Source organism: Streptomyces odontomachi, from assembly GCF_024435355.1.
In the GTDB taxonomy this organism is placed as follows: domain Bacteria; phylum Actinomycetota; class Actinomycetes; order Streptomycetales; family Streptomycetaceae; genus Streptomyces; species Streptomyces odontomachi.
The window spans coordinates 216486-234440 of the sequence record NZ_JAMJWG010000012.1 but is presented as its reverse complement, the minus strand read 5'-3'; the positions used below and the strand labels follow the sequence as shown (position 1 = coordinate 234440).

Here is a 17955-nt window from a genome sequence, read left to right as displayed (position 1 = left end):
GCACGCCCCACCCGATGACCCAGCCGATCTGTCCATACCCCTTCCCAGGGGTCGGGGCCGTCGGGATCCGGCCATTCGCGCGGCATATCCGCGTCACCAGAGGCAGCATGAGGCCGATGACGTCGTCTGCCGGCCGACGCCCGCTGTCCCCGTCCGGCCGCGACCGCCATCCTGGGAAGTGCCCCACCCCGTACGAAGCCATGAGGACGGAGCCGTCATGGACCGGACCGACGCCGCGGAGACCCGCGGCAGCGAAGAGAACACGCCCCCCGCCCTCGTCCTGGATCCCGCCGGAGCCGACCGGGCCGGCGAGGACGCCGCGTTGCGCGCCCGCGGCCCGCTGGCCAAGGTCGACGTGCTGGGGGTCGAGGCGTGGGCGGTCACCGACCCCGACCTGCTCAGACGCCTGCTCACCGACCCCCGGGTCTCCAAGGACGCCCGCCGGCACTGGCCGCTGTTCCCCGACGACGTCGGCTCCTGGCCGCTCGCCTTCTGGGTCGCCACGGACAACATGTTCACCGCCTACGGAGACGACCACCGGCGGCTGCGCCGCCTGATCAGCCCCGCCTTCACCGCGCGCCGCATGGCCGACCTCACCCCACGCGTCGAGCGGATCACCGACGCCCTCCTCGACGAACTCGCCGCCCGGCCCGCCGGCGAACCGGTCGACCTGCGCGAGCACTTCGCGTTCCCGCTGCCCATCCAGGTCATCAGCGAACTGATGGGGCTCCCGGAGCGGTACCGTGCCGAATTCCGCCGCACCGTCGACACCGTCTTCAACACCACGCTCGCCCCCGCGGTCACCGAGGCAGCCAGGGCGGAGGCGCAGCACCTGCTGGCCGACCTGGTCGCCGAGAAGCGGGCGGAGCCCGGCGACGACCTCACCTCCGTTCTCATCGCCACCCGTGACGAGGACGGCTCGTCGCTCACCGAGGCCGAACTCATCGGCACCCTGCTGCTCGTCGTCAGCGCGGGCTACGAGACCACCGCCAACCTCCTCGACCAGAGCATCACCGCCCTCCTCACCCACCCCGACCAGCGCACCCTGCTGCGCACCGGAGGCGCCACCTGGGAGGACGCCGTCGAGGAGACCCTGCGCTACGCCACCCCCGTCGTCTACGTGCCCATGCGCTACGCCGTCGAGGACATCCCGCTCCCCGGCCGCTCCGGCGTCCCGGTGATCCGCAAGGGCGACGCCATCCTCGCCTCCTACGCGGCGGCCAGCAGCCACCCGAACCTGCACGGCCCGACCGCCGACGCCTTCGACCTCACCCGCCGCCTCAAGACCCATCTCGCCTTCGGCCACGGCGTCCACACCTGCCTCGGCGCCCCTCTCGCCCGCCTGGAAGCCGTCACCGCGCTACGGGGCCTGTTCGCCCGCTTCCCCCGAATGACCCTCGCGGTACCGCCGTCCGAGCTGCGCCCCGCGGAGTCGTTCATCACCAGCGGACACCGGGCGGTACCGGTACTCCTGCACGGCGGCGCCATTACGTGAGCCCCGCCGCCGAGCCTCCAGGGTCGCCTTGGGCGACCGCCCCGGGCGCCGTCCCCGCGCTCCCCCGCCGGCCTGCGCTCCGTCCTGCCGCAACGGCCGTCACGCCCAGGCCGACAGCAACTCCTCCGGAGCGACCGCCCGGACTCCCTCGGCGGTGCAGCCGCTGCGGGTGACGGCGAACAGCGGGGTGTCGTCGTCGGCGCCGGGCAACTGGCCGCGGTGGGTGATGAGCCGTGCAAGGTCGCGGTGGTCGAAGGGCTTGCGCTCCAGCCACTTGATGGAGCCGACGAACGTGATCTTCTTCGCGATCGGGGCACGGTCCGCGCCCACCAGGTCGATCTCGGGATCGTTGGTCCGCGTCCAGAAGCCGCCGACGGCGGAGGTGCCGTGGGGGAGGAGGTCGTCGGCGAGGCGCCACAGGGCCTCCCGGACGACGGGTTCGACGGCCCGCCCGCGCCACGACGTCCAGCCGGTGCGAATCGTGTCGAGTACCCGATCGCCGCGGCCCCGTTCGACGGCGGGGATGCCCGGCCCCACGAAGGAGAGCCAGAACCGCAGGTACGGGTCCTCCACGCGGTACCGCGTCTCACGGCTCGGCTGGGTGGACAGCGGCACATCGGCGGCCACCACCCGCCGTCCGACGAGGAGCTCCAGAGACCGTTTGAGCGACGTCGGGTGGAGCCCGCCCGCGGCGCGGCCGATGAGGGTGAAGGTACGCTCGCCGTGCCCGATGGCACCGAGGACCGTACGGGCCTGGGCCTCCGTGGGGAACTCGGCGGCCAGCGCGCGCTCGCCGCTGACCAGCAGGGCGGAGGTGGGCCGCCGCAGCGCGAGTTCCAGGTAGTCCCACAATCCGGCGCCACGGGGCCACTCCTCCAGGATGAGCGGGAGCCCACCGGACACGAGGTAGGCATCGAAGGCGTCGGCCGGCGCCAGGTCCAGCATGTCGGCGACGTCGCGCGGGGTGAGCGGCGGCACGATCATCTCGGTGCCGCGCTGGTAGAAGGGCCGCCCGTAGGTGTTCAGCTGCTCCATCATCGCGACGTCCGAGCCGATGAGGACGAGCAGCACGGGAAGCCGCGAGAGCTCCCGGTCGAACACCTTCTGCAAGGCGCCTTCGAAGCTCGGGTCCTCGCGTACGAGGTAGGGCATCTCGTCGAGCACCACGATGCTGGGCGTGTCGGTCGGCAGCGCGGAGGCGAGCAGCCTCAGCGCCGCGTCCCACGTCTGCGGGGCGGCGAAGTCCTCGAAACGGTGCGCGTCGGGCAGGTCGGACGCGGCCACCTCCGAGGCAAAGCCCGCGAGGTCCTCTTCCCGGGACCCGCCGACCGCGGTGAAGAAGACATGAGGCACCCGCGCCCTGTCCAGGAACTCCTCCACCAGCCGTGACTTCCCGACCCGCCGCCTGCCCCGAACCAGTACCGCGCGGCCCGGCCGCCCGTTGCGCCCACCCGCCGCGACATCGCTGAGCAGGTCGTCCAGCATGCGGAGCTCGGTCCGCCGCCCGATGAATCCGTCCACGCGCCTCACCCTGGATAGTATCCTCAATGTAACTATCATCGATGATACTATCCTCGATGCGAGTTTCCGCCTTGCGCGGGCGGTCTTTGGCTCGCGGGCTCCACACAACCACCGGCTGCCGCGCAAGAGCGGCTCCGGCGCGGAGCCATCTCCGCATACTGAGCCTCATGGCCACCTATGACACGCTCGGCGCGACATACAGCCGGACCCGACAGACGGATCCGCGGATCGCGGCTCAGATCCACGCCGCGCTCGGGAACGTCACGGACGTGATCAATGTAGGAGCGGGCGCCGGCTCCTACGAGCCACCGCAGACGGTTCTCGCCGTCGAGCCCAGCCACGTCATGATCGCCCAGCGCCCACCCGGCTCCGCGCCCGCCGTGCGCGCATGCGCCGAACGTCTTCCGCTGCGCGACAACGCCGCCGATGCCGTCATGGCATTGCTGACCGTCCACCACTGGAGTGACCTCGCAGCCGGCATCGCCGAACTCCGCCGGGTCGCCCGCCACCGCATCGTCATCCTGACCTGGGACCAGCAGATCTTCCGCGAGCGGTTCTGGCTCGTGCGCGAGTACCTGCCCCAGGTCGCCGCCTTCGACGACACCCGCGCCACCCCGATCGATCGGCTGGCCACCCTGCTCGGCGGAGCGCACGAAGAGCCCCTCCACGTCCCCCACGACTGCCGGGACGGATTCGGTGCGGCCTACTGGCGCCGACCCCACGCCTACCTCGATCCTCAGGTACGCGCCGGAAGCTCCATGCTCGCCCAGACCCCGGAAGACGCCCTCGCCCCCGGCCTGGCAAGGCTCAACGACGACCTCGCAACCGGCCGGTGGCATCGCCGTCACGCAGACCTGCTGGGGCTCGACAGCGTTGATGTCGGGTATCGGCTTCTGGTGGCGGACGCCTGACCTGCGTCAGTCACGCCGGAGGCTGAACCGCCAAGCGGGCACCTCGTGGTGTGAGCGGTGCTCAGGTCGGTAGCGGAAGTTCGGCCAGCATTACTGAGTACACGGGGGAGTCAGGGAAAGGCTGCTGTTCGCCGACTTTGCGGTATCCCCAGGATTCGTAGAGTTTCTGGACCTTGGGATGGGTGGCGTCCACCAGAAGTACTGCCAGGTCGTCCTCCCGACTGTTCAGCAATGCGTGATGCAGCAGCTTGGCCGTTCCTGTCTTGCGCCACCTTGGTCGGACCATGAGTTCGGATACGGAGAAGGTGCAACTTTTCTCCGGTGCAGGATTTATGTGCTCGCGCCACCACTCTCGATCCGGAGTAGCTGGGGCCCCGTAGGCAAATCCTACGGGCTCGTTCCCTTCGTAACCGAGCGTGCACGAAAAACCTGGGTTGCTGCCCCAATGGTCGACGAACCATGGGAAGCGGTCGTGGAACTCATCGGGGTCTTCCGCATACGTATCTGCATGTACGTCCAAGAGGATCTGCCGGATTCTTGGAAGGTCCCCGTGGGTGAAGTGCCGTACGTCCACTTCAACGGTGGTCAAGCTCGACTCCATTCGGCTCGATAGCGGTCGCCCCACTCGCGTGCGGTGACGTTGGTTGGCGCGAGGGTAATGAGATCCCGGTAGTAGTCACCCAGCCTGGAACGCAGTCGCCCTGGAAGGTGCTGCCCAGACATCAAGGCAAAGACTTCGGAGGCAGTCGAACAGGCTTGGTCCACGTCTTTTTGGTGGAGTTGGGTCAGCGCGACTTCTGTTGTGGCCAGGGCGCGATTGCGACGAAACTGCTCCGGCAGGCTGGCCAATGCCCTGTGCCCGTATGCTTCAGCAGTGACAGGGTCACCCACGCGATCATGTACAACTGTGCCGATGGAATACAGCTCGGCACCACTGTAGAAACCGCTCCAAGCCGGTCGGGGCAGGGGCGGGTCGATCTTGCTGAAGGCTTCTTCTGCGTGGCCGAGATAGCGCGTGGCAGTTTTGCGATCACCGAGGTACGAGTGGCCGACAGCGATGCGAGCATGGGCGAGCGACCCGAAGAACGGATCTCGGCGTGCCACAGACGTCGACTGCGCAGCGTAGGCGGCGTCCACGGCCAACGGGTATTGGCAGCGCTGACGAGCGAGCATGGCGCGCAGGTTCCACAGCTGAAATTCCGTCGAGGAGTCGTTGGCCAGGCCCGCCAGATTCAGGGCCTGGTCCAGGTGTTGCTGAGCCCGATCCAAGCATCGGTCATCAATGGCGGACCATGCTGCTGTCGCCAAGTATCCCGCCGCTACTCCATACAGACGTTGTCGAATGCGCTGGGTGGCCCCCCGCTTCTGTAGCTCCAATGCCGTTCCTGCGCCGGACATGGCCCTGCGTTCCAACGAACCGTTCCCGCCCTGCCGTTGGTCGAGGAACATCATTGTGTCAAGGTCCTTCTGGAGCTTGATCACATCGGACGTACCCACACCAGGCCGTGCCAGAAGGGGCGCAACGGCAGCGCCGGTGCCTGCCGTCGTGGTGAGAAAGTGACGACGCCGCACGGAATCCTCCGTTGAAGTGGCCGGGTCACCCCTCCCGCGTGGCGGGGTGAACCCCAGATCAGCAGCAGTGCATCCGAACACCGCTTCTAAGGCTTCCCGTTGCCGAGGGTACGGGCACAGCGTCTTTCCGGTCAGCCAATAGCGCACCGTCCGCTCGCTGACCGTTCCTTCGTGGCCCGCGTCCCGCAGGCGCGCGTTCACCGCCTCCGCCAGGCCGGCCTGGGTGAAACCCGCCTCGGTCATGCGCTGCCTGAGTTTTTGGTTCCCCTCCATGAAGGCACCGTAGTCACTCGGTCGCCCACAGTGAAATGACAGAACGGGAAATTTCCGGTCCGCGAGGTGGCGCACTCCATTCCACTTTCCTTACCCAGAGTGACCATCGGGACGTTGACTTACCAGGGCCGCCGTAGCTCCTCTCTCCCCCCGGCGGCACCGAAGGGCGCCCGCGCCGGCTCCTCCCGACCGGGCGCGGGCGCCCGTCCCACCGCCCACACGACCCCGAGGTCCCGATGCCTGCGACCGCCGCCCCCAGCCCCACCGGGCACCCCGCGTACAGCGACACGTTCCGCTGCACCCCGCACAGCGCGTCCGAGGCGCGCAGCCTCGTGCGGACCGCCCTCTACGCCTGGACCTTGGACGACCTGACCGACACAGCCGCCCTCATCACATCCGAACTGACGACCAACACGATCCGGCACACCGCAAGCCGCACCATGCGCGTGACCATCACCCGCCTGGAACCGGAACTGATCCGCATCGGCGTCGTCGACAAGAGCAAGAAATTTCCGGTCCCGTGCAAGCCGACCGACGAAGAAACGCAGGGCCGCGGCCTGGCCGTGATCGAGCGCCTGGCGCACCGCTGGGGCGTGGACCCGTTGCCGTGGGGCAAACGGGTCTGGGCCGAACTCGGCCGCCGGACTGACGCCACCGGGACCACCCGATGACCGCCCCCCGCCGCACCCCCTGGGTCGGCGACCAGGTCCACGACACGGCAACCGACCGCGCCGCCATCATCACCGACGTCCAGCACGGCAGCACCTACCTCCTCCGCCCACCGCACGGCGCCGGCCCGCACTGGACCACGACCGACCCGACCCACCTCACCGTCACCATCCCCCGCGAACAGCGCCGCGCGGAGGACCGCATCTGATGACCGCCTACCTCAGAAGAGGCGGTCGTGCACGGGCGCGTACCCCTCCGCCATGGTGATCGCCGCCGCCATCTGCTCGCGGACCCCTTCGTCCTCCTCAACGGCCGCCTGAGCGCGCAGCGCGGGAACGGTCGCGCGATCCGCCGACCAGAGCGCCCCGAGCAACCGGGCGGCCGTCACACGCACCTCGGGGTGGGGCGAGTTGGACAGGGATACGGTAAGAAAGCCGGGACACCCGGGGGCGTCGTGGCGGCACGCCCGCTCGCGAAGTTCCTTGACCTGCTCCTGAACAGTGGGTTCAGCGGGCAAGTGGGCCACGAGTGCATCGCGTGCCCGGCTGCGGACGCCGGCGTCGGGGTCGTGTGCCGCACGGTCCCGGAAGAAGTCGCGCACGGTGAGATCTCGGCCCCAACGCCGGGCGAGCGTGCTGTGGAGCTCACCGCGGACGCTGGCGCTGGGATCATAGACAGCACGGTCCTGGATGAAGTCGCGCAGAGCGCAATCTTGGGGCTGTAACAGCGCGAGGAAGACCAGGGTGATGCCGCGGATGCCGGGGCTGGGATCGTGTGTGGCGAGGTCCCGGAGGAATCGGCGTGTGGCAGGGTGGGCAACCCAGTCCAAGGCGAGTGTAGTGAGAGCCGCGGAGCGGGCGTCGATGCGAGGGTCGTATGCGGCGCGGTTCCGGATGAGACCAAGTGTGGCGGGCTGGTCCCTGTAGTAGAAGGAAAATGCTGCGAGAGCCGTGTCGCCGATGTCGGTGTCGAGGTCCTGCATCGAGCGGAAGACGAACTCCCGTACCCCGGGACCGTCGCACCAGTGCCTGATAAGCGTCCCCAGCGCCTCGCTGCGGACGTCGGCGTTGGGGTCGTGCGTGGCGAGGTCCTCGATGAAGCCGCGGACGGTGGGATCTTGGGGCCAACGGGCGGCGAGTTCGCCGATGGCTCTGCTACGCACGCCGTTGTCCGGGTCGTGGCTGGCGAGGTCCTCGATGAGGTCGCGGACGGTGGGATCTTGGGACCAGCAGCCGGCAAGCATGCCGATGACTCGGCCGCGGATCTCTGCGCTCGGGTCGCGCGCAGCGTCGAGGACCAACCCCCGTACCGCAGCATCCTCGGTCCACCGCGTGGCCAGGACGGCGATGGCAGCGCTTCTGACGTCGGTGTTGCGTTCGTGTGCGGCGACGTTCTGGACTAGCTCACGAACCGTACCTGAGCTCGGATGCTGCCGCACGAGCTCTCTGTAGGCCTTGATCCTCAGAGCCGGGTAACACGACCGCGAGGCGACGACCGCCAAGACATCTTTGTCGGTGTACATGCTGAGCGCAGCCGAGGACAGTTTGGAGTCCTCCGTCGTGAGAAGCCAGCGCAGGACATGGCGGCGTCCGGCCCACTGATGGCCGAGCAGGGCGAACGAGGCTTTGATGTCCGACTCGATCCGGGGCCTGACGTACCCTGCCTCCTCCCCGAATTCCGTCAACGCCTTCGCGGTCCTGACGCTCTGCGCCTCCAACAGGCCGACCCTGCGTACCTCCGCCAGCGCACGCAGCGCCAGGACACGGGTCCCGGCAATGACCTGGTCCTCCTCGTCCTTGCCTTTCAGGCTCAGGATGGTGTCGACGGCCCGGCCCGCCACCCGCTCGCCGATCTGACCCACGACCAGCAGCAGCACTTCGTGCCACGCGGAGTCATGGGCGCGCTGGGCGAAGACGTCGTCTAACAGTTCCTCGTCGCTCAGGTCGCGCTGTCCGTAGCGGCGGACGATGTCGCTCGCCGCCAGGTACTCCAGGAAGGCGCGGTGCACGAAGCCGTACACCTCGCTGCCGTACCGGCTGAGGATGAAGTTCCGTTCGCGGAACTGCTTGACCATGGCGCGCGCGACCTTCTTCGCCGGGGCCAGGTCGAGTTGCAGCGTCTCCCGCATGTACGTGGTGAAGACCTGCTCCACGTCCTCCCCGAGGACCTGGTTTCCGGCGATGCCGCTCTCGCCGTTCTGCATGTGGCGGGCGAGGTGTTCCAGCATCTCGCGCCGGTCGCGGTCGTCGAGGTCGGCGATGGCGCAGACCTCAGGGGTGAGGTTCAGGTGCTTGGTGTCCTCGTCCCAGTGGGCGATGAGGACGTTGACCGCGTGCTGGTACACGCCGGCACGGTCCCGGGGCAGTCGTTGCCGGCGGGCGATGATGGCCAGGATCGTCAGCAGCAGGGGGTTGCCCGCGAGCTCACGCACCGGGCGCGAGACGTCGATGGCTTCGCACAGGCGCCCATGAAGGCGTTCTGCCGCTGCCTTGTCCGCCGGGCACACGGTCTCGTACCAGCGGCGGGCGAACTCGGCGATCTGGTCGTCGTCGAGGCTCTGGATCATGTAGTGACGAAAGCCCGCCGAATCGAGTGCGTGCGCACGGTAGCCGATCACCCGGGACGTCACGGCGATGCGGATCGCTGGGTAGCGCTCGGCGAAGCCGGTGATGCGATGGGTCACGTCATTCCGGACGCCCGGGTCGAAGAGTTCGTCGAGTCCGTCGAAGACGACGAGGGCCCGACCGTCCGCCAGACGGCTGCGCAACAGCGCGGGATGCGGCGCGCGGCGCTCCTGCTCGTAGAGATGGGCGAGGAAGTCCTCGAAGGTGCGCTCCCGCCAGTCCGCGTCGGCGTAACGACGCAGTTCGATCACCACCGGCAGCAGTTCGGCCAGGGGCGCCAGCGGGCCGGAGAGCGCACGGGAGGTGAGGGACAGTGCCAGATAGCGGGCGAGCGTCGACTTGCCGGCGCCCGGGTCGCCGAGCAGCACCAACCGACCGGACTCAGCGGCGGCGAGGGTTTCCAAGAGCGGCACCTTCGGCCGCTCCCGGTATGTCTCACGGGCCTTCACCCACATCTCCCGGTCCAGTCCGGGCACCGATGGAGTCTCCTCGGCCGTGCTCGGCAGCTCGCCGCGTTCTGCCAGACGCCGGTGTAGTTCCACGGGGAGTTCGACCGGGGGCGGGTCGGCGCGCAGCATCGGCGGCACGAAGACCTCGCGCAACTCCACGCGCGGGTGTTCGCCCTCGGTCGTCGGTATGAGGACTTCCAGGTCCAGCCGGCCGTACATGGAGCGGATCTGTCGTGCGTAGGCATCGAGTTCAGAGATCTCCGCCTCAGGAGACAGCGGGGCGCATGCGGGCCCTGTCAGGCCGCCCAGGTTGACGATCAGCCGCCGGTTGTCATTGACGGTGCTGCCTCTGCCCGTCGCGTTGTGGGAGGCGTCGTGACCCGCTCCCACGGCGCTGGTGCCGCGCGCGGACACCCGCTCGGGCCCGCCGGCAGGTAAGTCCGCGAAGTTGGCGTCCGAGGTATTCGAGCTCACTGTTCCTCGGCCTCGCTCCCGTTGCCGATCGCGTTTCCCGCCACGTCCCCTCCCGCCGCGACGGCACCGCGCCCGGATGCTGTCACTTGGGGCTGAGACGCCGCCACAGGGGTGGACGTGGGCGGGGCCGACGCCCGTCTCGCCACCCTGGACCTCCCCCCGACCGCGTTACCGGACACATTTCCCCCGGCCGCCACTGCTCCGCGCCCGTGCGCGCGAACCCCGCCGCCGGCATCCGTTCCAGCATCGGCGGCACCACCGCCGCCTTGCCGCACCCCGACCACCACGCTCACCGCAGCCACCACGAGCGCCACGACGGAGCCCGTAACGCTTGCGAGCCGGTCACCCGTGTCCAGGTCGACAAGGACCGTCACCGCAACCAGCCCGACTGCCGCTATCCCGCAGACCCCTGCGACCAGCCAGGCCCAACGCCGCGCCAGGACCCCATCATTCACCACGTGCCGCCCCTCCCTGCCCGACCGGGCTGAACTCACCAAAGACTACGCATACAGTGCGCAGCGCAAGGGCGCTCTCGCCCAACAGCCGCCCGGCCCCGTGCACATCGGGACCCCTCCCCGGTCAGGGCACCTACCGTGACCGCATGATGTTCGGCAAACGGGCGAGGTCGGAGCGTGGCTATCGGCAGGCTGCCGAGGCCGGTGACCCAGAGGCGATGTACAAGCTGGCGACTCTGCTGCTGGGCAGGTCGCGCACCGTCGCCGAGGGGGTGACGTGGTGCCGGCGGGCTGCCGAGAACGGCCACGTCGAGGCCATGAACAGCCTGGGGCTGACGCTCCACTCGCAGGGCAGGCTGTCCGAGGCCGAAACGTGGTTTCGGCGTGCGGCTGACAAGGGCCACCTGGAGGCCATGCACAACGTGCCGATCCTCCTCCAACAGCGTGGGGAGAGCGCAGCAGCCGAGGAATGGTTCCGGCGCGCGGCCGAGCACGGTCACCCGAGGGCGATGTACAACCTCGGTGTCCTGCTGCGGGACAACGGCAGTTCCGCGGAGGCGATGTCCTGGTTCCGGCGCGCGGCGGATCAGGGCAACGCCGATGCGATGTACAACCTCGGTACGCTGCTCTTCCAGCGCGGGGACTACGCCCAGGCCGAGACCTGGTTGCAACGGGCCGCGGACCGCGGCGACGCAGACGCCAAGGCCAACCTCGCAATGGTCCGGCTCGCGCTCCGCAATGATGTGAAGGTGGTCCACCTCCGCCGGGACACCCCCGACGAGGACTGAACCGACAAAGATCGGCCGTCCCCACAGCCGCCACGAAACGGCCCCCGCCCTCCCGCGGTCGCCGACGCAACAGCCCCACCTCCTCGCAGTCGCCGACGAAACAACCCACCGCCCCGCAGTCGCCGACGAGACAGAAGGGGGTGCGGGGGGATGTGCGCGCGCAGGATCCGGACCAAGTGCCGGTGACCCCACGGACGCACCGAGCGGGCCGGACCGAGCACGTACATCCCCCCGCGCCCCCGACTCACGCCGCAACCGCAGGCACCCAAGGGGCGCGGGGAACGGCGCGAGCAACCACACCCGACCAGCGGCCAGACGACAACAGAACACCCCCAAAGGAAGCCGCCCGCAGGGCAAAAAAGGGGGGGCGCCCCCAAGGAGGGCGCCCCAAGAACAGGTTCGCAAGGACGTCAGTCCTTGGTCACCACCCCATCCGCATCCTTGATCAACACCGGCGGCGGCGCCATGTCATCCCCCGACGCGACGGCCTGCACCACGATCTCCTCGCCCGGCTCCCCGGCCGCCTCGGGATAGTGGCACGCCGTCAGGTGGGTCTCCTTGCTGCCGTCCGCCCGCACCAGCGGCGGCGTCTCCGTCGCGCACTTCTCCGTCGCCTTCCAGCACCGGGTGCGGAACCGGCAGCCGGACGGGGGGTTCACGGGGGACGGCACGTCCCCCATCAACCGGATCCGCTCCCGCACCGGCGCACCGTCGGGCACCACTTCCGGCACCGCGGACAGCAGCGCACGCGTGTACGGGTGGCGCGGGTTGCTGTACAGCTCGTCGCGGTCGGCGATCTCCACGATGCGGCCGAGGTACATCACCGCGACCCGCTGCGAGAAGTGCCGGACGACAGCCAGATCATGGGCAATAAACACAAACGCAATGCCCAGCTCCCGTTGCAGCTTCTGCAACAGGTTGACGACCTGCGCCTGAATCGAAACGTCCAGTGCCGACACCGGCTCGTCGGCCACGATCAGCTTGGGTTCCAGGGCGAGGGCCCTGGCCACCCCGATCCGCTGCCGCTGCCCGCCGGAGAACTCGTGCGGGAAGCGGTTGTAGTGCTCGGGGTTGAGGCCGACCGTCTCCAGCAGCTCACGGACCCGGGCCTCCCGGCCGCCCTTCGGGTTGATGTCGTTGATCTCCATCGGACCGGAGATGATCTTGCCGACGGTCTGCCGGGGGTTCAGCGAGGCGTACGGGTCCTGGAAGATCATCTGGATCTCGGAGCGTACCGGAGCCAGTTCGCGCCGCGAGGCGTGCGTGATCTCCTGGCCGCGGTAGTGGATCTTCCCGGCGGTCGGCTCCAGCAGCCGGGTGATCAGCCGGCCCGTCGTCGACTTGCCGCAGCCCGACTCACCGACCAGACCGAGGCTCTCGCCCTCGTTCACCGAGAAGTCGACGCCGTCCACGGCCTGCACCGCGCCGATCGTCCGCCGGATGGGGAACCCACCCGTGATCGGGAAGTGTTTGGTGAGCCCGGCAACGTCCAGGAGGGGAGTGGTGCTGCTCATTGTCGTGAAGTCCCGTCTCTTGTACGTCAGTGGGGCTGCGCCGCGGCGCCGTGGCCCTCGACGACCGCGGTCAGGCCAGGGGCGAGCCGGTCGCGCTGCTCGGTGGTCAGATGGCAGGCCGCACCGCGGCCCTTCAGCAGCCGCAGGATCGGCTCGTCGGTGGAGCAGGTCGCGCCGCCGACCTCCCGGGTGAAGGCACAGCGCGGGTGGAAGCGGCAGCCGGTCGGCGGGTTGAGCAGGCTCGGCGGGGTGCCGGGGATCGGGTTCAGCGGTACGTCCACGGAGCCCTCCAGGGAGGGCATGGAGCCGAGCAGGCCCCAGGTGTACGGGTGCTGGGGGTTGCTCAGCACCTCCTTCTTGCTGCCGCGCTCCACGCACTTGCCGCCGTACATCACCAGGACGTCGTCGGCGATGTCGGCGATCACCCCGAGGTCGTGGGTGATGAAGATGATCGACGTGCCGGTCTCCTGCTGGAGCTCCTTGAGCAGGTCCATGATCTGGGCCTGCACGGTGACGTCCAGCGCGGTGGTCGGCTCGTCGGCGATCAGCAGCTCGGGGTTGCAGACCAGCGCCATCGCGATCATGGCGCGCTGCCGCATGCCCCCGGAGAACTGGTGCGGGTAGTCGTCCACGCGCAGATCGGGCTGGGGGATGCCCACCTTGTTCAGCATCTCCACGGCCCGCGCCCGCGCCTCCCGCTTGGAGGCGCCGGTGTGCTTGCGGTACGTCTCACCGATCTGCCGGCCGATGGTGTGGTACGGCGACAGGGAGGCCAGCGCGTCCTGGAAGATCATGGCCATCTTGTTGCCGCGCAGCCGTTCCAGCTCGCGCTCGGTCGAGGTGAGCAGGTCCTGCCCGTCAAGCAGGATCTCGCCGTCGATCTTGGTGTGCTCCGCGTTGTGCAGGCCGAGGATGGCGAGGTTGGTGACGGACTTGCCGGAGCCCGACTCACCGACGATGCCGAGCGTCCTGCCGTGCGCCACGTCGAAGGAGAGCCCGTCGACGGCCTTGACCATGCCGTCCTCGGTGGAGAAGTGCACGCGCAGATCACGCACGGAGAGGAAGGGGGTGCTGCTCATGATGGCTCTCCTAGGCGAGGCGGACGCGCGGGTCGAGGAGCGCGTACACCGCGTCGACGATGATGTTGAAGACGACGATGGCCGCGGCCGCCACCAGGATGACGCCCAGCAGCATCGGCAGGTCGTTGTCCCGGACCGCCTTGACCGACAGGGAGCCGATGCCGTGCAGGCCGAAGGTCTGCTCGGTGATGATGGCGCCGCCGATCAGGACGCCCAGGTCCAGGCCGAAGATGGTCACGATGGGCCCCATGGCGCCGCGCCAGGCGAACCGGAAGAAGACCGTCCGGCGGGACAGGCCCTTGGCCCGAGCGGTGCGCACGTAGTCCTCGCTCATGGACTCCACCATCTGCGAACGCGTCATACGCGTGTAGTTCGCCGTGAAGATGAGCGCGAGAACGAACCACGGCAGCAGCAGCCCCTGGAACCAGCCGCCGAAGTCCTGGGTGATCGGGACGTCCTTCGGGCGGCTGAGGATGTGCCACTGGTCGGCGAGGTAGTACATGGCGACCACACCGACGATGTAGATCTGGAGCGACGAGCAGATCAGGGACGCCGACGAGGCCACCTTGTCCAGCGTCTTGCCCTGCTTGACGGCGGCGATCATGCCGGTGCCGACACCGAAGACGACGAAGACCACCGCGCTGCCCACGGAGAGCGAGACCGTGGTCGGGAAGCGGTCCAGGATGGTGTCGAGGACGGGCTCCTTGTTGGTGAACGAGAACCCGAGGCACGGCGCGGGGCAGTTGCCGAACCCGCCGTAGCTGCGCCCGACGAACACGGCCTTCAGCCAGTGCCAGTACTGCACGGGCAGGGGGTCGTCGATGCCCAGGTTGTGCCGCACCAGCCTCAGCGTGTCGGGCGTGCAGACCTTGCCGCAGGCCACGCGCGCGGGGTCGCGGGGCGCGACGTAGAAGAGGAGGAAGGTGATGACACTGATGATCAGCAGGATGACCAGTGCGCCGACGATCCGTCGGACGAGGAAGCGAGACATGGTGGTGGGTTTCCCTGGGCAGACGCCTACGGCGGGGAGCGGAACGGGTGGGGCACCCCACGGTGGGGCACCCCGTGAGGTGCCCCACCCGTGGCGCAATCAGGCCTTGACGTAGAGCTTGTAGAGGATGGCCGCGGAGAAGTTCGGGTCGAAGAGCGCACCGCCGACCTTCGAGCCGTGCAGGTAGAAGCGGCGCTGGAAGGTCTCCGGGATGATCGGAGCGAGTTCCTTCATGATCCGCTCGTCCAGGGCCTGCCAGGCCTTGCCCGCCTTCTGCTGGTCGGCGATCAGGGCGTTCTTCTTGATGGCCTCGTTCACCCAGTCGACGTCGAGCTGCGAGATGTTGTTGGAGCCGTCGGCGATGGTGGCGCCGTCGAACAGCGGCTGGATCATGGTGAAGCCGGTCGGCCAGTCCGGTGCCCAGCCGAACCACATCACGTCGAACTGGTTGTCGATCTGCTGGATCTGGTCGTAGTAGTTCGTGGAGTCCAGCGGCTTGAGGACCGGGGTGAAGCCGGCCGCCTCCAGGGCGTTCTTGATGACGACCTTGGTCTTGTCGTAGTTCTGGCCCTGCGGGAAGGCGTAGACGATCTTCTGGCCTTCCTTGCCGGCCTCCTTCAGCAGCTTCTTCGCGGCCTCCGGGTCGCCCTTCGGCTTCGTCAGCTTGCCGTAGGCGTCGTACTTCTTGTAGCCGAGGAGGTCGGGGCTGAGGATGCTGGTGGCGAAGTCGCCGGCCGAGGGACCGCCGTAGATCTTCCGGATCTGCTCCAGCGGCCAGGCGTAGTTGAGCGCCTGGCGCACCTTGACGTCCTTGACCCGCTTGCAGTTGATCCCGTAGTAGTACGAGCCGGTCAGCAGGCCGTTCCAGGAGCGCTTCTTCAGCTCGGGGTCCGACAGCACCTTCTGGATGCGGTCCGCCGGGACACCGCTGTAGGCCATGAGGGCGTACTGGTCGTCGCCGTCGTCGGCGATCATACGGTCGGCGGCGGGCAGCGACTCGGGGCCGAACTCGAAGACGAACTGGTCCGGGTACGCGTTGCGGATCGAGTCCGTGGCCGGGTCCCAGTGCTCGTTGCGCACCATCGTCATCGACTTGTCGATGTCGTGCTTGGAGATCTTGTACGGACCGCAGGAGACCGGGTCCTTGTCGTACTTCTCCTTGGTGTCGTGCTTGACCGGCACGGGGCCGTAGGAGGCCATCGCCAGGGTGAAGTTGAGGTCCGGGCGGGCCAGCTTCAGGTTCAGCGTGATGGTCTTCTTCGCCGAGTCGATCTTGATCCCGTCGAGGTGCTTGCCCTTGTCGGGGCCCTGGTAGACCTTGCGGAACTCAGCGGTGCCGGTCAGGGCGTTCTGGAGGTAGCTCGCGCCGTTGGTGGTGTAGCTGGAGAAGCCGCGCTCCAGGCCGTGCCGGACGTCGTCGACCGTGAGCTCGCTGCCGTCCTCCCACTTGAGGCCGTCCTTGAGCGTGAAGGTCCAGGTCTTGCCGCCGTTGGACATGGTGCCCGTGTCGGTGGCCAGGTCGCCGACCAGCGTCATCGAGCCGTCGTCGGCGATCTTGTAGCCGGTCAGGGTGCGGGAGTAGAGGTTGGCCGCCTGCGCGTTCCAGGAGAACCAGATCTGCTGCGGGTCCAGGTGCGAGAAGTCGTCCGGGGCGATGGGGCGGATGGTGCCGCCCTTCTTGGCGCCCTTGATCTCCGGTGCCGGGCCGGTCGAGTCCTCCTTGGTACCGACCGTGACGGTGCCGGTGTACTTGTCGGTGCCCGCGTGCCCGCCGTTGCCGTCGTCGCCGGAGCTTCCGCTGCTGCACGCCGAGAGAACCATGGATCCGCCGGCCACCGCGGACGCGGTGATGACGAAGTTTCTGCGCGATATGGACATGTCTACCTGCTTGGGTCGTTGGTCGGAAGCTCCGGAAGGCCCCGTCGCCATCCGGATGCCGGAAGGGCCCGTCGTCCCGTCCGGAGAAAGCCTTTGTGTCAGCGCTGGGTCTTGGGGTCCAGCGCGTCACGTACGGAGTCACCGAGCAGGTTGAAGGCGATCACGAAGATCACCATCGTCACACCCGGAAAGAGCATGAAGGTGATGTCGCTCTGGTAGACCTCCGCACCTCGCGAGATCATGACGCCCCAGTCCGGTGTCGGTGACGTGAGCCCGACCCCGAGGAAGGCGAGGCCCGCCTCCGCGGTGACGTACAGGGGCAGCGCGAGGGTCGCCTGAATGAGGATCGGCGTCCAGAGATTGGGCAGCAGTTCCTTGAAGATGATCCGTGTCGGGGAGGCGCCGGTCACCTTGGCCGCCTCCACGAACTCCCGCTCGCGCAGGGCGAGCACCTCACCGCGCAGCAGACGGGCGATCGACGCCCAGCCGAAGGCGGTCATCACCGTGATGAGGCTGACGACTGTCAGCCAGACCGGGGTCTCGTTCTCCGGCGGAACCAGCACGGAGATCATCACCGGCCAGAAGGCGATGAAGAAAAGCGTTTGCGGAAAGGCCAGCAGGATGTCCATGATGCGGCTGATCAGGTAGTCGGTCTTACCGCCGAGGTATCCGGCGGTGATTCCGACGATGATGCCGATAGTGGTGACCAGCAGCGTCGTGGCAGCCGCAATGAGCAGGCTGTTCCGGATTGCGTAGAGCAGGAAGGTGAAGACGTCCCGGCCGAGTCCGGGTTCCACACCGAACCAGAAATCGCTGCTGATGCCGCCGTTCGGCTTGATGGGTGAGCCGAAATCGTTCAGCAGGCCGTCCTGGTTCTGCCCGTAGGTGGTGTACGGGTCCTTTCCGTAGAGCTTGGCGATCAGCGGCGCACAGAGTCCTATGACGAAGTAGGCGATGACCACATAGGCGGATATGACGCCGGTGCGGTCACGCTTGAATCGCCGCCACGCCAGGCGTCCCGGCGAGCGGCCCTCAGCGCCCTTGGCCCCTCCGGGGTCCGGCGTGAGCATCGACTTGTCTGCCACCACCTCAAGAGGGGCGGCGGCGGATGGCGTTGGGGAGGTCATGGCACTCCTGGCCCGAAGGGGGGTCATCACAAACTCCGCAGGATGCACCCACGGGCTACGCGGACCTTTTCAACCACGTTCGTCCAGGGTCAATGAATCGCAGGCGGCCTTGGCCCGCTCTTTGTTCTTTTGGCG

General features: G+C 68.2%; 14 protein-coding genes. 5 read left to right on the top strand and 9 right to left on the bottom strand.

Translation table 11 applies throughout. The features are described from left to right. Positions 1-217: 217 nt before the first annotated feature. A complete protein-coding gene (locus tag NQO67_RS24485; protein WP_255952366.1) occupies positions 218-1495 on the top strand; it encodes a cytochrome P450 family protein in 1278 nt (425 codons plus the stop codon). Between the two features lie 99 nt (positions 1496-1594). Here NQO67_RS24485 and NQO67_RS24480 read toward each other — a convergent pair whose 3' ends face one another. Beyond that, positions 1595-3016: an ATP-binding protein gene (locus NQO67_RS24480; RefSeq protein ID WP_255952365.1), complete on the bottom strand. Its 1422-nt coding sequence runs from the start codon at positions 3014-3016 to the stop codon at positions 1595-1597. Positions 3017-3183: 167 nt separating this feature from the next. Between NQO67_RS24480 and NQO67_RS24475 the strand changes: the two genes are divergently transcribed. Beyond that, on the top strand, positions 3184-3927 hold the full coding sequence (locus tag NQO67_RS24475; RefSeq protein WP_255952364.1) for a class I SAM-dependent methyltransferase: 744 nt from the start codon (positions 3184-3186) through the stop codon (positions 3925-3927). A gap of 61 nt (positions 3928-3988) precedes the next feature. Here NQO67_RS24475 and NQO67_RS24470 read toward each other — a convergent pair whose 3' ends face one another. Continuing rightward, positions 3989-4528, bottom strand: a complete 540-nt coding sequence (locus NQO67_RS24470) for a GNAT family N-acetyltransferase (RefSeq protein WP_255952363.1) — start codon at positions 4526-4528, stop codon at positions 3989-3991. Then, entirely contained in the window at positions 4513-5772 is a 1260-nt protein-coding gene (locus NQO67_RS24465; RefSeq protein ID WP_255952362.1) for a helix-turn-helix domain-containing protein, read from the bottom strand. The genes NQO67_RS24470 and NQO67_RS24465 overlap by 16 nt, the downstream gene beginning before the upstream one ends. Before the next feature lie 359 nt (positions 5773-6131). On the opposite strand from NQO67_RS24465, the gene NQO67_RS24460 reads away from it, so the two are divergent. After that, positions 6132-6443 carry an ATP-binding protein gene (locus NQO67_RS24460; protein ID WP_255952361.1) on the top strand — a complete coding sequence of 104 codons (312 nt, stop codon included), beginning with the start codon at positions 6132-6134 and terminating at the stop codon, positions 6441-6443. After that, positions 6440-6649 (top strand): hypothetical protein, encoded by a 210-nt coding sequence (locus NQO67_RS24455; RefSeq protein WP_255952360.1) that lies wholly within the window; start codon positions 6440-6442, stop codon positions 6647-6649. Before NQO67_RS24460 ends, NQO67_RS24455 begins: the two co-directional genes overlap by 4 nt. Positions 6650-6661: 12 nt before the next feature. Here the strand turns inward: NQO67_RS24455 and NQO67_RS24450 are convergent, their stop codons facing one another. After that, on the bottom strand, positions 6662-9988 hold the full coding sequence (locus tag NQO67_RS24450; protein ID WP_255952359.1) for an NACHT domain-containing protein: 3327 nt from the start codon (positions 9986-9988) through the stop codon (positions 6662-6664). Positions 9989-10589: 601 nt separating this feature from the next. On the opposite strand from NQO67_RS24450, the gene NQO67_RS24445 reads away from it, so the two are divergent. Then, positions 10590-11231 (top strand): tetratricopeptide repeat protein, encoded by a 642-nt coding sequence (locus NQO67_RS24445; RefSeq protein ID WP_255952358.1) that lies wholly within the window; start codon positions 10590-10592, stop codon positions 11229-11231. Between the two features lie 410 nt (positions 11232-11641). Here the strand turns inward: NQO67_RS24445 and NQO67_RS24440 are convergent, their stop codons facing one another. The 5 genes from NQO67_RS24440 to NQO67_RS24420 all read right to left on the bottom strand — a co-directional run bounded on the left by NQO67_RS24440 (position 11642) and on the right by NQO67_RS24420 (position 17820). Further along, a complete protein-coding gene (locus tag NQO67_RS24440; protein WP_255952357.1) occupies positions 11642-12745 on the bottom strand; it encodes an ABC transporter ATP-binding protein in 1104 nt (367 codons plus the stop codon). Between the two features lie 26 nt (positions 12746-12771). Then, positions 12772-13824 (bottom strand): ABC transporter ATP-binding protein, encoded by a 1053-nt coding sequence (locus tag NQO67_RS24435; RefSeq protein ID WP_255952356.1) that lies wholly within the window; start codon positions 13822-13824, stop codon positions 12772-12774. Positions 13825-13834: 10 nt separating this feature from the next. Continuing rightward, the gene (locus NQO67_RS24430; RefSeq protein ID WP_255952355.1) at positions 13835-14815 is read right to left on the bottom strand and encodes an ABC transporter permease; all 981 of its coding nucleotides are present in this window, start codon (positions 14813-14815) and stop codon (positions 13835-13837) included. A 99-nt stretch (positions 14816-14914) separates the two neighbouring features. Beyond that, positions 14915-16693 carry an ABC transporter substrate-binding protein gene (locus tag NQO67_RS24425; protein ID WP_255952354.1) on the bottom strand — a complete coding sequence of 593 codons (1779 nt, stop codon included), beginning with the start codon at positions 16691-16693 and terminating at the stop codon, positions 14915-14917. 98 nt (positions 16694-16791) lie between these two features. Continuing rightward, positions 16792-17820, bottom strand: coding sequence for an ABC transporter permease (locus tag NQO67_RS24420; RefSeq protein ID WP_374119086.1), 1029 nt, complete (start codon positions 17818-17820; stop codon positions 16792-16794). Between the last annotated feature and the right edge of the window lie 135 nt (positions 17821-17955).